This is a genomic window from Vibrio sp. 10N.247.311.47, from assembly GCF_041467535.1.
Lineage (GTDB): Bacteria > Pseudomonadota > Gammaproteobacteria > Enterobacterales > Vibrionaceae > Vibrio > Vibrio crassostreae_C.
On record NZ_JBFSUR010000046.1, the window covers coordinates 16155 to 34457 of the forward strand.

Genomic DNA, 18303 nt, shown 5'->3' on the forward strand with positions numbered 1-18303 from the left:
ATTACCTATTGAATTACGAAGTCAGTGAATAACACTTTTTCAATCACAGGCTGGCCAACAGCTTGAGCCAGACTTGCTTTAATATCTTCAGTTGCCTTGTCACGCAGTTCAATTCGCCCAGTGGGTGAGCGTAATTGATCGACCGTTGCCGAAGCGAACGTGGCCAGTAGCGTACTTTCTACGAGTGGAGAGTGGTAACGTGCGAGGTCTTCATTCTTACTACCACGTACCATCAGCTGTGCTTTTATCTGAACTAGGCGATCTTTTTTATCCCCCGTCACATTAAACAAGAAAGGCTGAGGAATATTAACATACATGACAGGCTCTGCTGCGACCACTGCGGTGGCTGGCTGAGACTGAGATTCAGAGGCACTATCATCGGAGCCTAAGAAAAAGAACAGCGCACCACCTATGCCAAGCAGCAAAGCGACTACCGCTATAATGATGATAAGGAGCTTGCTCTTCCCTTTAGGTGCATCTTGTTCTTCTGCCATACTTTACTCTAACTTCCTGTTCTTTCGATTAACTGATGGTTCTTTCTATCAACCAATCGTTCTTAGCCTGATATTAGGCATAATAACTAATTCCATCACGCTTTGATGCGACATTCAATTCAAGATTGCTGCCACTATCAAGGTTTTCATCACCTTGGCCATCATTTGTGCGGTTAGTGCCGGATTGTTGCTCACCATTGTTGTATCTATCCTGTCCCTGACCAGAGCTCTGTTGCTGAACTGACGAATCGGCTAACTGTAGGCCTTGTTGAGCAAGCATCTCCCTCAGGCGAGGTAAGGTTTGTTCAATCACATCTCTTGCCTGTTGATTACTAACCGTAAAGTGCACGTTCGCCACATCATTATTCATGGTCATGCGGATTTTCATCTGACCCAATTCTGGTGGGTCGAGACGAATGTCCAAGTTCTTGAGGTTCTTAGACATCATCATTTGGACTTTTTCCGCGACCTGCTCATTGGCTAGCTCTTTGGTGAGCTGTAAAGGCGCTTGTTGAGCAGCTTGAATTTCAGCTCGTGTAGGTGCTGAACCAACCGTTGCTGTACCTTGTGCACCAGCCGCAAAAGCGATCTGCTGGGCCAAGGTCGAGTCTTTAGAATCTTCTTTAGCACCCGCTTTACCCAAACCAGACAATGCAGCGGCACCAGCTCCCGCTTTAAGAAGCGCGTCAGTCGAGCTTGCTTTTGTGGCCGCTGGCGTTGCATTCATCGCTAAGCTTTGTGCCGTTAAGCTTGGGTCTAAAGCCGCTTGCTGCTGCATTGGAGCGGCATTCCCTTGTTGTAATTGCTGAGCCGCTGCCTGTTGAGCCGCATGCGCATTATTGGCGTGCAGCATTGCCGCCTTGTCCGTAAGAGCATTGTTTGCTGATTGAGAAGCGGCCTGCGCTGATACTTGTTGTGCAGCCGTCGCTACTGCCGCTGTTGATGCCACCGCGGCTAAGGCTTTGGCTTCATTTGAATCACTGTTGTCCCAATCAATAGCGGCAGGTTCACCGGGTGTGCTGTTCACGTTCGGAGCTTGGCTTAGTAAAGCCGTTGCTTGCTGTTGAACATTGGTTAGCTGTTGATTCAATACTTCTAAGTTAGAGGTTGCTTGAGCCAGCGCAGCTTGCTCATCGACCGTCAACTTAGCGCCACTTTGTTGCTTTTGAACCAGACCATCGACAACAGACTGTTCTGATTCGATCTGTCCATTCAATTGGTTTAACGCTTTGGTATGGGCATCAACCTGTTTTGCAAGTTCCATATCCGCTGCTGAGAGTGCTTGACTCTGATCGGCAGCAACCGCACTGGCCGCGTTCTTTTGGCGCAACTCTCGGCTCATACTCGCTTCAATTTGTTCTGGAGTGACGCCTTTATCCATCAACTGTCGAATTTCATCATCAGTCAACTGTGAAACACCCTTACCTCCAGTAAGCACGGCAATTTCAGAATCGACCTCAAGACCGTTTTCTTGGTTTACTGCATTGATTTGTTGTGCCGGTTTACCCACGGTGTCGGTCGCAAGAACGCCCACAGCAGTCGCACCTACAATCTTGCCTTGAGCTTCATCGGCCTTCACTTGCTGAGGCAAGCCTTTGCCGTTTGGCGCTTGATTTAGGGTTTTGTTTGCCTCATCCAATTGACCAAGCAATTTATTGCCTTCGCTCATCGCTGCATTGGCTTGCGATGCCTGCGTAGCACCATCTACCGCTGATGGACCCTGAGTTTGGGATTGAGCAATATGTTCTTTAGATTCGTTAGTCGTATCCTGCGCATCTTTACCATCTGCAACAGTCTTATCAGCGACAGTGCTATCAGTGCCCGAATTGGCTTTGAGCTGAGCCTCAGATCCAGACGCAGCCTCTGCTGATGTTTTATCAGCAGCTTTCTCGCCTTCTACTTCTGAAGCTGCTTGCTTGCTTTGCGCTTCGCTCACTTCGTCAGTAGCCTTTGATTCAGCGGAATCACCTTTGTTCGCTTCGGCTGACGCTTCACCTTCGGTAGATGTCTGTTTAGTATCAGGTTTCGCAGTGCTTTCTGTGTCTTTTGCTGCGACTTTACTGTCACTTTCTTCAAAGCCGAGCGCTTCTTTAAAGGACTCAAAGAAACCTTTAGAGTCGCCGGTTTCTTCTACCTTGGAAGAGGCAGAACCGGTGTCCAACAACGATGACATTTTGTTGGTCGCTGAATTTGAGGAAAGACTAACATTCATATATACAAGCTCTATCTACTAGCTTTGCTGCCATGAATCAGGCAACAAAAAGAAAGTCGGATGCTTTTCATGCCTTTGGTGGGCATAACGCGCAATTTTATATAAAACGGAGCAAGAAACATGCCTATAAGTTCGGTTTTCACAATATAGAGAACAGCACTGACGTCATTCGTGGCTTAGGATCACATCTTCTTTCGGCTGTATAACAGAGTCGAAAACTCATCCATTTGCTTTTGTTCTCTTCGATCTTGCAGCTTTGCTTTCTCTTTCTGCTTTTTCTCCATCAACCACTCGTAGGATTTACGTTTTTTGCGTAACTCCATCCAGTAGCTTTGGCAGTTGTCGACTTGATTTTCAAAGTGGTGCTCGGCTTCTCTCTGTTTGGATAATGTTTCATCCAACTGAGTTAAGAAGCGGTTCAAGTGACCATATTGGCTCGCCGTTAAGCCTGCCTTGCCGCGGTCAACGAGCTGCTGACAGTAGTCCAGTCGATACTTTTCAATCTGCGCAACCTGCTCATAGTAGCCTTGCAGCTCAGAGTTCGCTTTGTTGAGCGCAAGTACCGCTTGGTTCTCTTGATCTTTGGCTTGATCGAGCAAAAATTCTAATGCGTTATCCATGACTAACCTTATTCACCCGTTAGCCACCCAATACATGTTTCAACATGTTGACGCACATGTCGTATGGGACGGTCTCTTTCATCTTCTGCTGCAAGTACTCATCCAGTTTTGGTTTCAACGTGAAGGCACTATCGATTGCTGGATCCGTTCCTGGCTTGTAAGCACCAATCGACACCAAATCTTGGTTTTTACGGCAGATAGACAGCACTTGCCTTACCGCTTTCGACATCAAGACATGTTCTTCAGTGGTGATTTGCGGCATAACACGACTGACGGATTTCTCAACGTCAATCGCTGGGTAGTGACCGGCATCGGCCATCTCACGAGATAACACAACGTGACCATCGAGAATTGCTCGCGACGCATCCGCAATCGGATCTTGTAAGTCATCGCCTTCGGTTAACACGGTAAAGAAAGCCGTGATAGAACCTTGTTCATCATTGCCGTTACCTGCTCGTTCCACCAGCGCAGGAAGCTTAGCGAAGACTGATGGCGGATAGCCCTTGGTTGCTGGCGGCTCACCCACAGACAGAGCAATTTCACGCTGAGCTTGAGCAAAGCGGGTCAATGAATCCATGAGTAGCAGAACATCTAAGCCTTGGTCGCGGAAGTACTCGGCGACAGCCAACGCGGTTTGACAGCCTTTTAAGCGCATCAATGGTGATGAGTCGGCAGGAGCGGCAACAACAACCGAACGCTTACGGCCATCTTCACCAAGAATCTCTTCAATAAATTCTTTAACTTCTCGTCCACGCTCACCGATTAGGCCTACGACCACTACTTGCGCAGTTGTGCCTCGAGTCATCATGCCCAGAGTTACGGATTTACCGACACCAGAGCCAGCAAACAGACCGATACGTTGCCCTTTACCCACGGTTAGCAAACCATTAATGGCTTTCAAGCCGACATCGAGTGGTTCAGAAATCGGTTTACGAGCTAACGGGTTGATTGGCTCCGCATTAAATGAAGCGCGTTGCTCTGTATAGATTGGACCTAAACCGTCGAGTGGATTACCTACGCCGTCGATCACTCGACCGAGCAGTTCCATTCCAACAGGGATACCACTTTCGGTAGTCATTGGCGTGACGCGAGCGCCAGGTAAGATCCCGGTGATTTGCTCACTCGGCATCAAAAATAGGTTATCGCCAGAGAAACCGACGACTTCGGCTTCCATCTGACCAGACATGGTTTCGACTAAACACAAACTGCCGATTGGCGCTTTACAGCCGGTCGCTTCAAGCGTTAAGCCAACAACGCGTACTAATTTACCAGAGGCAATTGGTCGCGATTTTAGCCCCTCGACTTTGTACTGACTGAGACGATTCACTAACTCAAGCATTACTCATGACCTTGGTGACGATTTGCGCCGCAGAAATTTTGAATAACGTTCTTTACACGATCTTCCATGCGGTAGTTAACGCTCGACTCACCCGCTTCAATTTGTACATCACCACGGTTGAGTGCTGGCTCTGCGACCAGCGTCCAATTACGGCAGTCCAATTCAGTCTCGCCATACGCAGAGCGAATGATCGCCACATCTTCCGGATTGAGTTTCAATGTGATTGCGTGACCAGAAATCGGCAGCGACTCTACCGATTCTTTAACGGTATCTAATATGATTTGTGGGTTGGTTTGCACTTCAACATGAACCACTTCTTTGACCATGGTAAGCACCATGTCGACCAATTGCTTCTCCACCTGAGCGTTCATCAACTCTAATGGTTGAGCGAACTGGTTTGCCAGCCCCATGAAGACGGCCACCTGCTGTTGAATGTACTCTTGACCCGCGGTTACGCCTTCAAGCTTGCCGGCTTCGTTGCCTTCTTCGTGACCGGCAGCAAAACCTTCTTCTTTGCCTTTTTCATAGCCTTGCTTAAAGCCCGCCTCTTGGCCTTGATGCAGCCCTTCCTGATAAGCGCCTTGTTTAATCAGCTCGATTTGCTCTTCAGTCAGAACCAGCTCTTCATCTTCAATGGCTTCTTCAACCGTTGGCATCCAACTAGGGTCGTAGTTAAAAGCGGTTTCTTTGGCTTGTTTGCTCACGTCAGAGGTGTAGTCAGGCAGCCCCCATTTCTGAGGTTGGGCAACCGTATTATCTTCTTCAGGGCGAAGGAAGCCGCGTTTTCTATCACCTGACATATCAGTACCTATCTATGAGTGGCTTAACTGTATTGTGAATTCAAGCAGTTAAACTGAGTTAATCTGTGGTTCGAGATTGGATAAAGAAAAGCCCCAACAGTGTGGGGCTTTTGAGATTTCTGTATTAAAGGAACTCGTCGGCGCCACCAGACAGCATAATTTCGCCACTGTCTGCCATCTTCCTCGCGATACCCAAAATCTCTTTCTGAGCCGCTTCAACATCAGAGACTTTGACTGGCGGCATCGCCTCAATATCGTCTCTCATCATATCGGCAGCACGTTTAGACATGTTCTTGAAGATCTTCTCACGTAGACCTTCATCTGCACCTTTAAGTGCTTTCTGTAGAATATCTTGTGGAACATCACGTAGTAGTCGTTGAACACCTTGGTCATCAACTTCAATAAGGTTTTCAAAGACAAACATCAGATCTTGAATCTGTGTTGCCATGTCTTCGTCTTGGTCACGGATTTGATCCATCAAGACGCCTTCCACGTTGTTATCCATGTAGTTCATGATCTCAGCCGCGGCTTTCAGGCCACCAATTTTGGCAGCTTGAGCACCCGCTTGACCCGCGAACTGTTTCTCCATGATTTCATTCAGTTCAGCAAGCGCCGAAGGTTGAACTTCTTCAAGGTTGGCAATACGCATCATCAGATCCAGACGAACTCGCTCTGGGAACTGAGACAGGATCTCAGCCGATTGATCGGCATCGAGGTACGACAACACAATAGTTTGAATTTGAGGGTGCTCGTTGATGATAATGCTCGCCACCTGACGAGGATCCATCCACTTAAGCGAATCCAAACCTTTCGAACCTGTGCCGAGAAGGATTTGGTCAACAAGGTTATTCGCCTTGTCTTCACCCAGAGCAGCAACTAACGCATTACGCATGAAGTCTTCGCTGCCCATACCAATGTTGGTGTACTTCTGAATATCATCTAAGAAAGCACGGTGCACAGCGCCTACTTTCTCTTGGGATAGGTCTGTAGCTCGCGCCATCGCACTACCCACACGCTGAACCTGCTTTGGCTCTAGGTGACGAATAATACCAGCAGCATCTTCTTCATTTAAACTGAGCAACAAGATCGCAGCGCGCTCATCGCCTGAGATAGAGCCGATATCCACGCTAGATACATCAAGCACTTCACCGCCTTCAGTTTGTTGTGGAACTATTTCGTTAGCCATCTACCATCCAATTCTTAACTACTTGAGCTGCTAGCTCTGGTTCATTCGCTACAAGTGCACGTACTGCTTTCAGCACGTCCTCGTCTTTATGAAGGTTTGGTAAGTCGATACTTGAACCAAATTCAAACAGCTCACCACCTTCAATATCACCACCAATTAAGCTGGTTTCGCCGTCGGCACCAATTGGCATGCCATCAGGTCCGTACATCTGTTCATCGTTGTCTGCTGCTGGGTTAAGCAGTTTCTTCATTGCAGGGCGAACAAGTACCAACACCACCACAATGATAACCAAGGCACTTGCAAACCAACGAACCCAATCATTGAAGTTTGGATGTTCCCAGATTGGCACATCAGCAACAACATCTGTTACTTGAGGTGCAAACTGCATGCTTAATACGTTGAGCAAATCACCACGAGTTTCATCAAAGCCCACCGTACCAATCAGTACTTGGCGAATCGCATTGATTTCGCTCGCCGGGATTGGCGTATGAACCACTTCACCCGTATCTGGGTTCAAGGATTGGCGGTCTTTGATCGCAACAGAAACCGTCTGACGATTAACCGTGCCGCTCTGTTTACGTTCATGACTGATGGTGGTGTCTAGCTCAAAGTTTCGAGTCGCTTCTTTGTGAACAGAGCCTTGACCTGTCATCGCGCCGTCTTTCATCTGAGCCACATCTTGTGGAATTGAGGCATCCGCTGGAGGCTGGTTACTCAACGCACCCGGAATACCCGCCACCGTATTTCCATTGTTGTAATCTTCTAAGGTGTATTCACTTCGAGTCGCCGGTGTATTCGGATCAAAACGTTTTCTGGTTTGCTCCACAGCACTGAAATCGAGCTGGATATCAACCTGAGCGGTGTAGTTACCAAACCCAAGAATAGGAATCAGAATGGAGTCAATTTTTTCACGCAGCGCTTGTTCTTGATTGCGCTCTAACTCATGTTCTTTACGACGCGCCGCTGACATAGGGTCTTGAGAGCCTGAGCTCAACAATCGGCCATGCTGATCGGTCACCGTAATACGTGAGGTTTTCATTCCCGGAACGGCACTTGCCACCATATCCACAACAGAATCAACTTCTTGCTGCTTGAGGTTAGTACCTGTTTTTAGAGTTAGGAATACAGAAGCAGAGGCTTCTTGATTATGACGTACAAAAACACTCTGCTTCGGCAGGGCCAATAAAACCTGAGCTTTACGCACCTGTTTCATCTGCTCAATGGCTTTGGCAAGTTGTCTTTCGCGGCTTAATTTAAGGCGTTCTTGTTCTAAACGTTGTGATACACCAAAACCCATGTCTTGCATAAGGATGTCATCACCCGCGTTTCGCTCTTGATTCAAACCCGCTCGTACCATATTAAGCTTTAATGAGTTGTACTCACTCGCCGGTACTGAGATGGTATTGCCTTCAAGCGTGTAATCGATCTTTTGCAGATCTAAGTAATCAAGAACGGGGATCAATTCTTCTGTTTCGTAAGCCCCTAATGGACGCATTTCTGGCTCTTTTACCCAGAAAAACAGCATCACAATCAGCGCTACACAGATAGAGATAGAAAGGACTAAGACGACCTGACGAAGTAAATCAAGATCACCGACAGCCATATCGAACTTCGATGAACTGCGTTCACCTAGATCGGGATTTTGCCCTTCTCCGTCTAGCTCAGAGCCTGCAATAAGTGCATGGTCGTTGCTATCGCTTACGGTTAAATCTGTTGTTTGACTATTATCTGCCACTATTTAACTACCTAACTTATACCGGCATATTCATCAGCTCTTTGTACGATTCGACCAATTTATTTCTAATTTGGATCGTCGCCTCAAAAGCCACACTAGATTTATTACGAGCAATCATCACGTCCGATAGGGATACGCTTTGGTCGCCACTATCAAAACGAGCTTGAAGATCACCTGAGGTCTTTTGTAATGAGTTCACATTATTGATGGCATTAGTCAGCATGTTGCCAAAATCTGCACCGACCGCTTGCCCCGTTGCTGCGGGACGCGCGCTGGCAGCTTCGACCATCATTGCCTGCATTTCGCCTTGTAAACCATCTATTCTCATCTACTACCTCAGGAGTCAAAATTATGACCATCTATTTAGCTATATTATTGACAGAGCAATTAGCGTGCCACACATTTAATTGACTAGATATCGTATTACACTAGTCAGAAAGCTGACACTACTAATCTATCCTCAGTTTGGGATATCTATTCCAGCATCGCGCATTTTAGCCAACTTGTAACGCAGTGTACGAGGGCTAATGCCCAGTTTTTCAGCCATATCTTTGCGTCGGCCATTACATGCAATCAGGGTTTCAAGAATGATCGCATACTCTTGATCTCTAAGCTCATTACCTAACCCTTCGCTGCTAGCCGCGATTTTATTGATTGGGTTTGCTTCGGCAATAGGCTTAATTTCTGGCGCAGCTACGTCACTGCCTTCGACGATTTGTTGTAGGCTGCTTGCGTCTTGCCAATCGACACCTTCAAGAAGGATATGCTCACCAGAGATGTTCTCTTGTTCGCTCAATATTAGCGCACGCTGTACCACATTGTCTAATTCGCGAACATTGCCCGGCCACAGATAATTGACGAGTTTGCTGATCGCTTGTGCTGACATAACGGGTACAGGCATACCAAGTTTGGTGCAGTGGCGCTCAACTAAGTGCTTGGCTAAAGGCTCAATATCGCCTTTACGCTCACACAGTGGTGGCCAAGAAATTGGGAATACATTCAGGCGGTAGTATAAATCCTCACGGAAATTCCCTTCAGAAACATACTGTTTAAGGTCTCTGTTACTGGTCGCTAATACACGAACATCCAATTTGATGCTCTTACGACTACCTAATCGCTCAACTTCGCGCTCTTGCAAAACACGCAGTAGTTTGGCTTGTAGGCTAAGATCCATTTCACTGATCTCATCCAACAGAATTGTACCGCCCTGCGCTTGCTCGAATTTCCCCGGGCAAGCTTGAATAGCGCCAGTAAATGCGCCTTTTTCATAACCAAACAGGGTCGCTTCTAACATGTTGTCTGGGATCGCCGCGCAGTTAATCGCGACAAACGGGCCATCTTTTCGGCTAGAAGCATTGTGAATGTAGCGAGACATCACCTCTTTACCAGAACCACTCGGGCCCAACACCATGACGTTGGCATCGGTTTTCGCAACTTTATCAGCCAGCATCATTAGCTTGATACTTTTTTCATCAGCAACGATAGCGTCGCCGTTGTCATCCGACTTTACAGGCGCATAACGGCTGACCATGTTGAGCAGCACTTCTGGCGCAAATGGCTTTGCCATATAGTCGATAGCGCCCTCTTTCATTGCAGCAACGGCATCTTCGATGTTGGCGTACGCTGTCATTAGCAATACCGGCAAATTTGGCCAATGCTGCTTAATGTTTCTCAATAGTGCCAAGCCACCCATGCCCGCCATCTGCACGTCAGATACGACAATATCAACGGAGTTCGATTTTAATTTGACCAGAGCATCTTCCGCACAATCCGCTTCCAGCCATTCATAGCCAGCAAGCGCGAGTGTGTCGACAAGGGCTTCGCGTAGACCTTCATCATCTTCGACGATTAACACTTTGCTTTGAGCCATAGGATTCTCCAGTGTAAATTCAGTTAAAACTTATTAGTCTTCATAAGAAGCACTTCTTTCAAGCGGTAGACACATGGTAAAGCATGCGCCGTCGCCTTCTTCTGATATCAATTCCAGTCGGCCTTCATGTGCTCGACATACCATTTGTACAACCGCTAAGCCTAGACCTGTACCTTGTGAACGAGTGGTAAAGAAGGGTTCCATTATTTTACCTTGAAGCTCTTTCGGTACGCCGGGGCCACTGTCTTGCACTGATATCTTAAGCTCGCCATTTACGGGCCTAAAAAACACATCGATCTGCGATTCCTTACCCGCAATTTGAACCGCGTTCAACACTAGGTTGCTTAACGCTGAGGCGATAGCATTGGCGTTGCCGAACATTTGAGTCTGTTCGCCCTCAACTTCTTGGCAATAATCAATCTGGTTAGTTTTCAATGCCGCTTCCACCATAGGGTGAAATTCAGTGATCAATTCAGCCACAGTAAATGGCTTAACGACTTTGTTGTCACCACCTTTGGCAAACAACAGCATGTCGTTCACTTGCTTCTCTAAGTCATGCAATCTATCCATAAGCTTAGATTGAAAACGCGTTTTTGTTGCCGGCGGCAGATTTGGCGCGGCAAGGTTTGATGCATACAGCATCGCACTTGAAAGCGGCGTTCGCACTTGATGGGCAAGCGAGGCCACCATTCTACCTAATGAAGACAAACGCTGAAGATCACTCACGCGAGACTGCAATAGTCGGGTCTCGGTCAGATCGGTAATCAAAATCAGCTGACCCGTGGTAGAGGCTGAAATCGCCAAACGCACTTTTCGCCCGTTCTTCAATGAGATCTCATGACCGTCATCGTCTTTTGGGTCAAAGGCACTTTGAATCACTGAAAACCACTTCTCGCCAACCAACTCAACACCAAGAATACGATGCGCTTCAGGGTTCGCTTCTCTCACTTCGCCGTGTGTATCTAACAAGATAACCCCTGCTGGCATCACGTCGAGTACTTGCTTATAGCGCTCAACCTGCTGTTCAACAGAATCTAGGTGTGATTGATTTTCTGGTTCGTTAGATACGCGCATGTCAAAAATTTGCCTCAAATACTAAAACAGCCTGAGACGTACAACACGAGTCAGGCTATTTGCTATATTTATCACATAGTTAAGCAAGCAACAACTCGACTATGGTTTATCTGTTCACTTAGCTAGAGTTACCAAATAGCTAAAAAGTGTGTGCTAGTTTTTCGTTTTCATCGAAAACTGGACACTATCGCTGCAAGTTATATTTACGCATTTTTTCAACCAGAGTGGTTCTACGCATTCCAAGCATGTCAGCAGCACGAGCAACAATGCCGCCCTGCGCTTCCAACGCTTGATTGATCATATTCACTTCCATATCCGCGAGTAGCTCTTTCAAGTTAACCCCTTCTGGCGGTAACTCTTGAGGCGCATTAGCATTGTCGGCAATATCATCTTGCTGATCAAAACTGAAATCTTCTGAGAATAAGTCAGCAAGTGCATCACGCTCTTGCTCTTCTTCAGATACAAAGCTATTAAACTCAGGCTGGAACTCAGGAATATCGCTGTATCGATATTTAGTTGGCAGGTGATTCACATCAACCAAGCTGTTTGGATATAGGATAACCATTCGCTCAACCAGGTTCGCTAATTCACGAACGTTACCTGGCCAGTAGTGCTCCATTAGAGAGTTAATCGCACGAGCGGTAAAGCAGATAGGCATGCTGCCTTCCGCTTCCATTCGAGTCATCAACTCTTGAAGCAACAGTGGAATATCTTCTTTACGGTCCTGAAGCGCCGGCATTTCGATTGGGAATACGTTCAAGCGGTAGTAAAGATCTTCACGGAACAAATCATCATCGATCATATCTTCAAGGTTGCGGTGGGTTGCCGCAATCACACGAACATCAGCTTGTATGGTGCTGTTACCACCGACGCGTTCAAAGCATCGCTCTTGCAGTACACGCAACAACTTAACTTGCATCGCCATTGGCATATCGCCAATTTCATCAAGAAACAGTGTGCCACCCTCAGCCAATTCAAAACGACCTTTACGTGCGGTAATCGCACCAGTAAACGCGCCCTTCTCATGACCAAACAATTCACTCTCAAGTAAATCTGGTGGGATAGCACCACAGTTTACCGGCACGAAAGGCCCAGTACGACGTTTAGAGTGATAGTGAATATTACGCGCTACAACTTCTTTACCGGTACCAGATTCACCAAGAATCAGCACGTTCGCTTCCGTAGAAGAGACTTGTTCAATTAAGTGACGTACTTCTTGAATGCCAGCACTTTGTCCTACTAGGCTACGAAATAGAGTGTTCTTGCGTGCCGAAGACACCACTTGAACACCTTTGCGACCTAAGAAGTCTTTACAGTGTCTTAATGCATCACTTAATTGAGGGTAGTTAAGAGGAAGTTCAAGCTCACCAACATAGTTAGTCAACTCGTCAACCGGGTGATTGTTTTTGCCAATCACCAGTAAAGGGATGTGATTGGCGTGAACAAGCTTTTCATTCAGTAATGCGTTGAAGCCTTTACCTTTAATGGTACCAATAATGCAGCCGGCCCACTGTAGTGACCAGTCAACTTTACGTGCTTGTTCAGAGCTGATTACTTCGCAGCTCTCTCCTACAAACTCTAATATTGTGCTTAAATTGTGACGATCTTGAGCGCTATCGTCGACGACAAGCAGTTTTGCCAAACCTTGCATAAGTAGGAATTATTGCCTTTATTTTGGTGCGATGCAGAAAAACGGTGAGCGACGTAGTCTATAAAACAATGAAAAGTATCAATGATTATGGTCTACGTGGACAAATTTAGGAAATCAGCAACGAAAAAAGCCATTAGGCTATCTAATGGCTTCTATTTTATTTGATTAAAAAAATAAGGCAACCAACCAATTAAGGGATATGAGATTGGTTAAAACTGCAATTTTTCTTTAAATACCTACGTCAGCGGACGTCAAGTTGTGATATTCGTTCGGAATTTGGTCCCAAGCGCTCTTAATTTCGCGAATAATATCGATAACATCATCAATAGGCTGTGGGTCATTTTTGTGATTTGCCGCAGAAATTTGCGTGATCATGAACTCATAAAGTTGATCTAGGTTTTTCGCAATATCGCCACCATCGTCCATAGATAGGCAACTACGTAGGCTAATAATGATATCTAGAGCCTTACCAAGTCGCTCACCTTTCACTGGGATGTTGCCTGCTTGCATTGCCGCTTTGCCTTGAATCAAACGCTCGATAGCACCGGCCATTAGCATTTGTACAATCTTATGCGGTGAGGCAGCCGTTAGCTGACTATCCACTGATACCTTTTTATATGCCTGTAAAGAACCGCGCATAGTAAACCTCTTCTATAGAAACTTTTTGTATTGTTGAACTGATTTAGCGCCGTGACGGTATTTATGTAGGGTCTTACCTACTCGACTCGTCTCAGACTGCATCAATTCGACTAATTTTCTGGTTCTGGTAATGGCTTCAAACCATTCAGAACTTTGCTTAACGTCGGGATGTGAGTCGATTATTTGAAGCACGTTTTGCAATAACTGTTCTCTGTTATCGACAAGCTGCGTTATTTCTTCAGCATTAATTTCACTAAATTCCAGTTTAGAGATAATTAGTTGATCGAGTTCACAAAGCTCTTGTAGCTGGCTATTCATCTATTAGCCCAACGCATTCATCATACTGCCCAGTTGAGATTGCATCTTACTGGTCGCATCTTGCATGGCCGTGAACTTAGAGTGGGTACGGCTCTCAAGGCTGTCCATGCGGCGGTCAAGCGCGCTTTGGTCATCTGCTAGGCGGTAATTTTGCTCGACCAAGCTCTTTTCTCGAGTACGGATTGAACCCGTGATACCTGTAATGCCTTGAATCGCGTCTTCCACTTTTTTGGCGAAGCCGTTGTTGCCACCAAAGAACTCACCCAACTTATCAAAGTTATTGTTAAGTTGACGGTCAAGCATGTCGTAGTTGATTTCTAACGAGCCTTGTCTTGTGGTCGTGATACCAAACTCGGTCAAAGATTTTAGGTTATCAGGCGCGCCTTCAATGCTTGATGAGAACACACCTTTTAATCGTGAGTCGGCGTTACGCACGGTACTGTCACCAGACAGCGGGCCTTTTTGGCCAGTCGTTGGGTCAACACCCGCCAAGTTTTTAGACACTTGGTAAAACTGATTATAAGAATTAACAAAAGCTTCAATGTCTTGGCGAACACTATTACGGTCGTACTCCACACCAATTTCTGCCGGCGGCTTATCTTTTGGCGTTTTTCCTTTCACCGTAATATCAATACCTTCAATGGCATCTTCAATCACATTGTTATTACTAGAGAGTTGAGCAACACCATCTAGGACAACCATAGAATCTTGGCCAGCCTGAACTTCAGTCATTCCACTATAGGTATCAAAAGATTGCTGTGCTTGTTCAAGATCTGCTTGCGCTTTATCGACCTTCTCTAAGAGCTCGCGCTCTTCGGGTTCTAATTTGGCACGCTCAATTTTCTTGGCTTGCTCTGCGGTGAGTTCGCCTTTTTGAACTTTCTCAGCCAACTCCGCTTTTTCTTGTGAAATCTTCTCTTCGATACGCGCTTGCTCAGCCTCAAGCTTTTGTTGGGCTTCTTTCGGTGTCACGTAGGAATCCGTCAACGTACCTGAGGCAGCATTTGACCACCCCGGCACATCGGGTGCCTTCTCTATCGCTTTTTCATCAAGCTCAAGTTCTGGTGTGTAGTAAGAATCTAAAAGCGTACCTGACGCGGTTTCAGTCCAGCCAGGGATATTATCTTCAGGCATCACAGACTTTGCCGCTTGAGCTGCGTCTAGGGCGGCTTGGCCGTCGGCGGCTGCTTGCTCACCGTAGCTGAGACTTTTAGAGTCTCCGTCAACATCTGAAGTAGAATCGGTTTGGGCTGCTGGGATGATATTGCCATCTTTATCGAGTGTTTCATTCGCATTTGGGTCATCGCTAGCGATCACTTCATCGATGAGTTCAACGGCTTTTCCTGCAGGGGTTAGAGCTAGAATATCTTGAGCAGCAACGCGCGCTTTCTCTAGCGCTTTAACACGTTCTTCAAGCGTTTTGTATTCGAGTTTTTTTAAGGGATTGGCAGCATCTGACTCAACATTAATGCTGATCTGCTGATCTGAACCAGACTGGTTCGAGGCAATAATAAGTCTTGGACCTTCGACATCGTTGATAATAGATGCACGAACGCCTGGGTTGCTATCTGCACCGTTGATACCACGAACAACTTCGATAAGTCTCGATCTGTCGCCAACTTGCACGTCAAAGCTGTCATCACCAAGCGAAACCTGCAGCTTACCTGGGCCAAATTTCATGTCCTCTGACAGTACATCAGAAGCCACTTTATGGCTTTGGGCAAGCTGCAACACATCGATGGCATATTTGCCAGCGATCGCTTCGGTAGTCGCGGTTGCAGAGACAAGCGCTTCATCGGTACTTTCCACTGTTCGCACAGCAAAAGCTTTTTCCTGACGAAAGTTTGTCATCAGGTTTTTCATCGAATCAAGGGATTCTCTGAGTCTTCCATAGGCACTAATGCTGGTATCGATTCGCGTTCGTTCATTGTCGATTCGTTGCTGTTTAGGTACACGCTCCGAATCAACAATTTTGCTGACCATGGAATTGATATCCATGCCAGACGAAATCCCCATTGGGCCAAAACTCATTAAATCACCTCAATAATACGACTTAAACCTTCACCTCAAATATTCGACTATTCGAGTTTTGGGCTGCTAGGCGTCTTAGAATTTCAAGCATTTCTTCATCAGGGATCTGGCGAATAATATCACCGGTTGTGGTCTCATAAATGGTAACCACATCTCTCCCAGATTCTTCATCGACCTTAAAAGCCACACCTTTATTGAGAGAGGAGATAAACTCGTTTACCTTCTCCACCATTTTGACTCGCTCTTCATCATTCAGCTCTTGTCTATGTTGAGCTAATTGAATCGCCGCTTCGGTAGCTTCCTCTTTCGATTTCTCTACCTTGTCATAAGGTGTTGCTTCTTTTAGTCGTGAAGTGCTCGACGCACTACTACCTTCATCGCTTGCAATTTTAATGCCATTAGGTGAGCCATAAAGCTGGATGTTCGATGCGTTGGATGATATTTCCATAACACTCTCCCTCCCTCCTTTATGAGCCAAACAGTAAAACTCTACCCAGAGTAGAGTTTACCGCTACTTACCGAGGTAAGTTTAGCCCAATAAGCTTAGAGCTGCTGATGGTGACTGTTTTGCTTGAGCTAGGATAGAAGTACTCGCCTGTTGTAGGATTTGAGACTTCGTCATAGCTGTTGTTTCTTTCGCGTAATCGGTATCTTTGATACGGCTCTTAGACGCATTAACGTTTTCGTTGATGTTGTCTAAGTTGCTGATTGCATGGTCAAAACGGTTTTGGAAAGCACCTAGAGAAGCACGTTGGCTATCAACAGATTTTAGAGCACCATCAATGATAGATACTGCTTCGTTTGCACCTGCAACAGAAGTTACGTCGATATCGTTAACGGTAACGTCTTTACCAGCACCGATACCTAGTTCGCCCGCAAGGCTGCCGCCAAACTCAACATCACCTTCAACTTTTTGGCTTGAAGCGAAAAGTTGCAGTTTACCGCCTTCACCCACAGACGCTTTAACGTCTTGGCTTTGACCATTGATGTAAGTTGCTAGCTCTTCGATATCGTTGCCTTCTTTAGCAGAGATAGATAGCTCTTGCGCTTCACCAAACTTATCGTTGTATTTGATTGTTAAATCAGCACCCGCACCTACACGCCAAGAAGCATCTTTGCCTTCTGTAACGCCGTAGCTCTTACCACCCATGTCTTGAGTGTCAGTACGCATGTTGCTCATAGATAGCATTACTGCTTCACCTGAGTCAGCACCGATTTGGAAAGATTGGCTGCCGTAAGTACCGTTCAGAAGCTTGTTACCACCAAAAGAGGTCGTTTCAGCGATACGGTTAAGTTCTGTGTTTAGAGCAGAGACTTCTTCTTGGATCGCAACACGTTCAGATTTGCTGTTCGAACCGTTTGAAGATTGAAGAGAAAGGTCACGCATACGTTGCAGAATGTTGGTTGACTCATTCATTGCACCTTCAGCTGTCTGTGCAATAGAGATACCGTCATTCGCGTTTTTCACAGCCATATCTAGGCCACGACTTTGCGACGTTAAGCGGTTAGAGATTTGTAGGCCTGCAGCATCATCTTTTGCGCTATTGATTTTATAGCCAGAAGACAAACGCTCCATTGATTTTTGAGTACCTTCAGCCGCGCTATTTAGGTAGCGCTGAGCCGTCATTGCAGACACATTTGTGCTTACATTAATCGCCATAGTTGATCTCCTTTAGGCATTTTTTAATGTACTTATGTGACTCTCACCTCACACTAATACATGTCAATTTTGTTTATGCACCAGTGTCTCTCTCACCTTACATTGGTACATATCATTTCTCTCAATCCCTTTAACGGCGCCTTAATTAGAAGCTTTAGTAAAAAATGCGCTTTTTTTCATATTCTTTTCAACAACAAAGGAAAGTGTGATCGGGCTTCAATTAATAGGGCGACATTCGCTAAAGTTGCCCCATTATTTAAGTTAATGAGCGTAGTGTTGAATATAAAGTCAGAAGAGATCCCTGATATCTCGTTCTACTCGATTCTGGGGTGACGAAAGACTGCTTCGATGTAGTAAGCGAGGAAACCATCATTTCCCAATTCCCGTCACTCCCTACAGTGAGGAGCGAGCGTGATAGGGAATCTCGCTTTCCAATCAACGACCAACACCAAAACTCCCCCCTTCTCCAAATTGCAGGCAATAAAAAACCCAGCCGAAGCTGGGTCTGTTTAGCGCTCATCTCTCACCTCGAGCTAATTTGTGGAAGCCTAACGTTGACGCTTATAGTCAACGTGGCTTTTTAATCGATTAACCTAGTAGGCTAAGTGCCGAGTTCGGAGCTTGCTTCGCTTGAGCAAGAATCGAGCTTGAAGCTTGAGAAAGGATCTGAGACT

The 18303-nt window shown here is 46.2% G+C and carries 16 protein-coding genes; all 16 read right to left on the reverse strand.

All coding sequences use genetic code 11. The features are described from left to right. Positions 1-5: 5 nt before the first annotated feature. On the reverse strand, positions 6-494 hold the full coding sequence (fliL, locus tag AB6E51_RS21975) for a flagellar basal body-associated protein FliL (protein ID WP_372058772.1): 489 nt from the start codon (positions 492-494) through the stop codon (positions 6-8). Positions 495-567: 73 nt separating this feature from the next. Beyond that, the gene (locus tag AB6E51_RS21980; protein WP_372058774.1) at positions 568-2706 is read right to left on the reverse strand and encodes a flagellar hook-length control protein FliK; all 2139 of its coding nucleotides are present in this window, start codon (positions 2704-2706) and stop codon (positions 568-570) included. Positions 2707-2888: 182 nt separating this feature from the next. Further along, positions 2889-3326: a flagellar export protein FliJ gene (gene fliJ, locus AB6E51_RS21985; protein ID WP_372058775.1), complete on the reverse strand. Its 438-nt coding sequence runs from the start codon at positions 3324-3326 to the stop codon at positions 2889-2891. A gap of 19 nt (positions 3327-3345) precedes the next feature. After that, a complete protein-coding gene (gene fliI / locus AB6E51_RS21990; protein WP_102429082.1) occupies positions 3346-4665 on the reverse strand; it encodes a flagellar protein export ATPase FliI in 1320 nt (439 codons plus the stop codon). Then, complete coding sequence (gene fliH / locus AB6E51_RS21995) at positions 4665-5465, reverse strand: flagellar assembly protein FliH (RefSeq protein WP_017060681.1); 801 nt, start codon at positions 5463-5465, stop codon at positions 4665-4667. The genes fliI and fliH overlap by 1 nt, the downstream gene beginning before the upstream one ends. A 124-nt stretch (positions 5466-5589) precedes the next feature. Next, a complete protein-coding gene (gene fliG / locus AB6E51_RS22000; protein ID WP_017060682.1) occupies positions 5590-6651 on the reverse strand; it encodes a flagellar motor switch protein FliG in 1062 nt (353 codons plus the stop codon). Further along, a complete protein-coding gene (gene fliF, locus AB6E51_RS22005; RefSeq protein ID WP_017060683.1) occupies positions 6644-8386 on the reverse strand; it encodes a flagellar basal-body MS-ring/collar protein FliF in 1743 nt (580 codons plus the stop codon). The genes fliG and fliF overlap by 8 nt, the downstream gene beginning before the upstream one ends. A 16-nt stretch (positions 8387-8402) precedes the next feature. Continuing rightward, positions 8403-8714, reverse strand: a complete 312-nt coding sequence (gene fliE / locus AB6E51_RS22010) for a flagellar hook-basal body complex protein FliE (protein ID WP_017060684.1) — start codon at positions 8712-8714, stop codon at positions 8403-8405. 132 nt (positions 8715-8846) lie between these two features. Beyond that, positions 8847-10256 carry a sigma-54-dependent transcriptional regulator gene (locus tag AB6E51_RS22015; RefSeq protein WP_372058776.1) on the reverse strand — a complete coding sequence of 470 codons (1410 nt, stop codon included), beginning with the start codon at positions 10254-10256 and terminating at the stop codon, positions 8847-8849. Positions 10257-10289: 33 nt separating this feature from the next. Continuing rightward, on the reverse strand, positions 10290-11330 hold the full coding sequence (locus AB6E51_RS22020) for a PAS domain-containing sensor histidine kinase (RefSeq protein WP_372058777.1): 1041 nt from the start codon (positions 11328-11330) through the stop codon (positions 10290-10292). Positions 11331-11514: 184 nt separating this feature from the next. Next, positions 11515-12981 (reverse strand): sigma-54 dependent transcriptional regulator, encoded by a 1467-nt coding sequence (locus AB6E51_RS22025; RefSeq protein WP_102429081.1) that lies wholly within the window; start codon positions 12979-12981, stop codon positions 11515-11517. Between the two features lie 228 nt (positions 12982-13209). After that, positions 13210-13620: a flagellar export chaperone FliS gene (fliS, locus tag AB6E51_RS22030; protein WP_004736194.1), complete on the reverse strand. Its 411-nt coding sequence runs from the start codon at positions 13618-13620 to the stop codon at positions 13210-13212. 12 nt (positions 13621-13632) lie between these two features. Then, positions 13633-13938, reverse strand: coding sequence for a flagellar protein FliT (locus AB6E51_RS22035; protein ID WP_017060688.1), 306 nt, complete (start codon positions 13936-13938; stop codon positions 13633-13635). 3 nt (positions 13939-13941) lie between these two features. Continuing rightward, positions 13942-15969: a flagellar filament capping protein FliD gene (gene fliD, locus AB6E51_RS22040; protein ID WP_372058779.1), complete on the reverse strand. Its 2028-nt coding sequence runs from the start codon at positions 15967-15969 to the stop codon at positions 13942-13944. Between the two features lie 22 nt (positions 15970-15991). After that, positions 15992-16417 (reverse strand): flagellar protein FlaG, encoded by a 426-nt coding sequence (gene flaG / locus AB6E51_RS22045; RefSeq protein ID WP_372058780.1) that lies wholly within the window; start codon positions 16415-16417, stop codon positions 15992-15994. An 81-nt stretch (positions 16418-16498) separates the two neighbouring features. Beyond that, a complete protein-coding gene (locus tag AB6E51_RS22050; protein WP_017066381.1) occupies positions 16499-17629 on the reverse strand; it encodes a flagellin in 1131 nt (376 codons plus the stop codon). Positions 17630-18303: the final 674 nt, after the last annotated feature.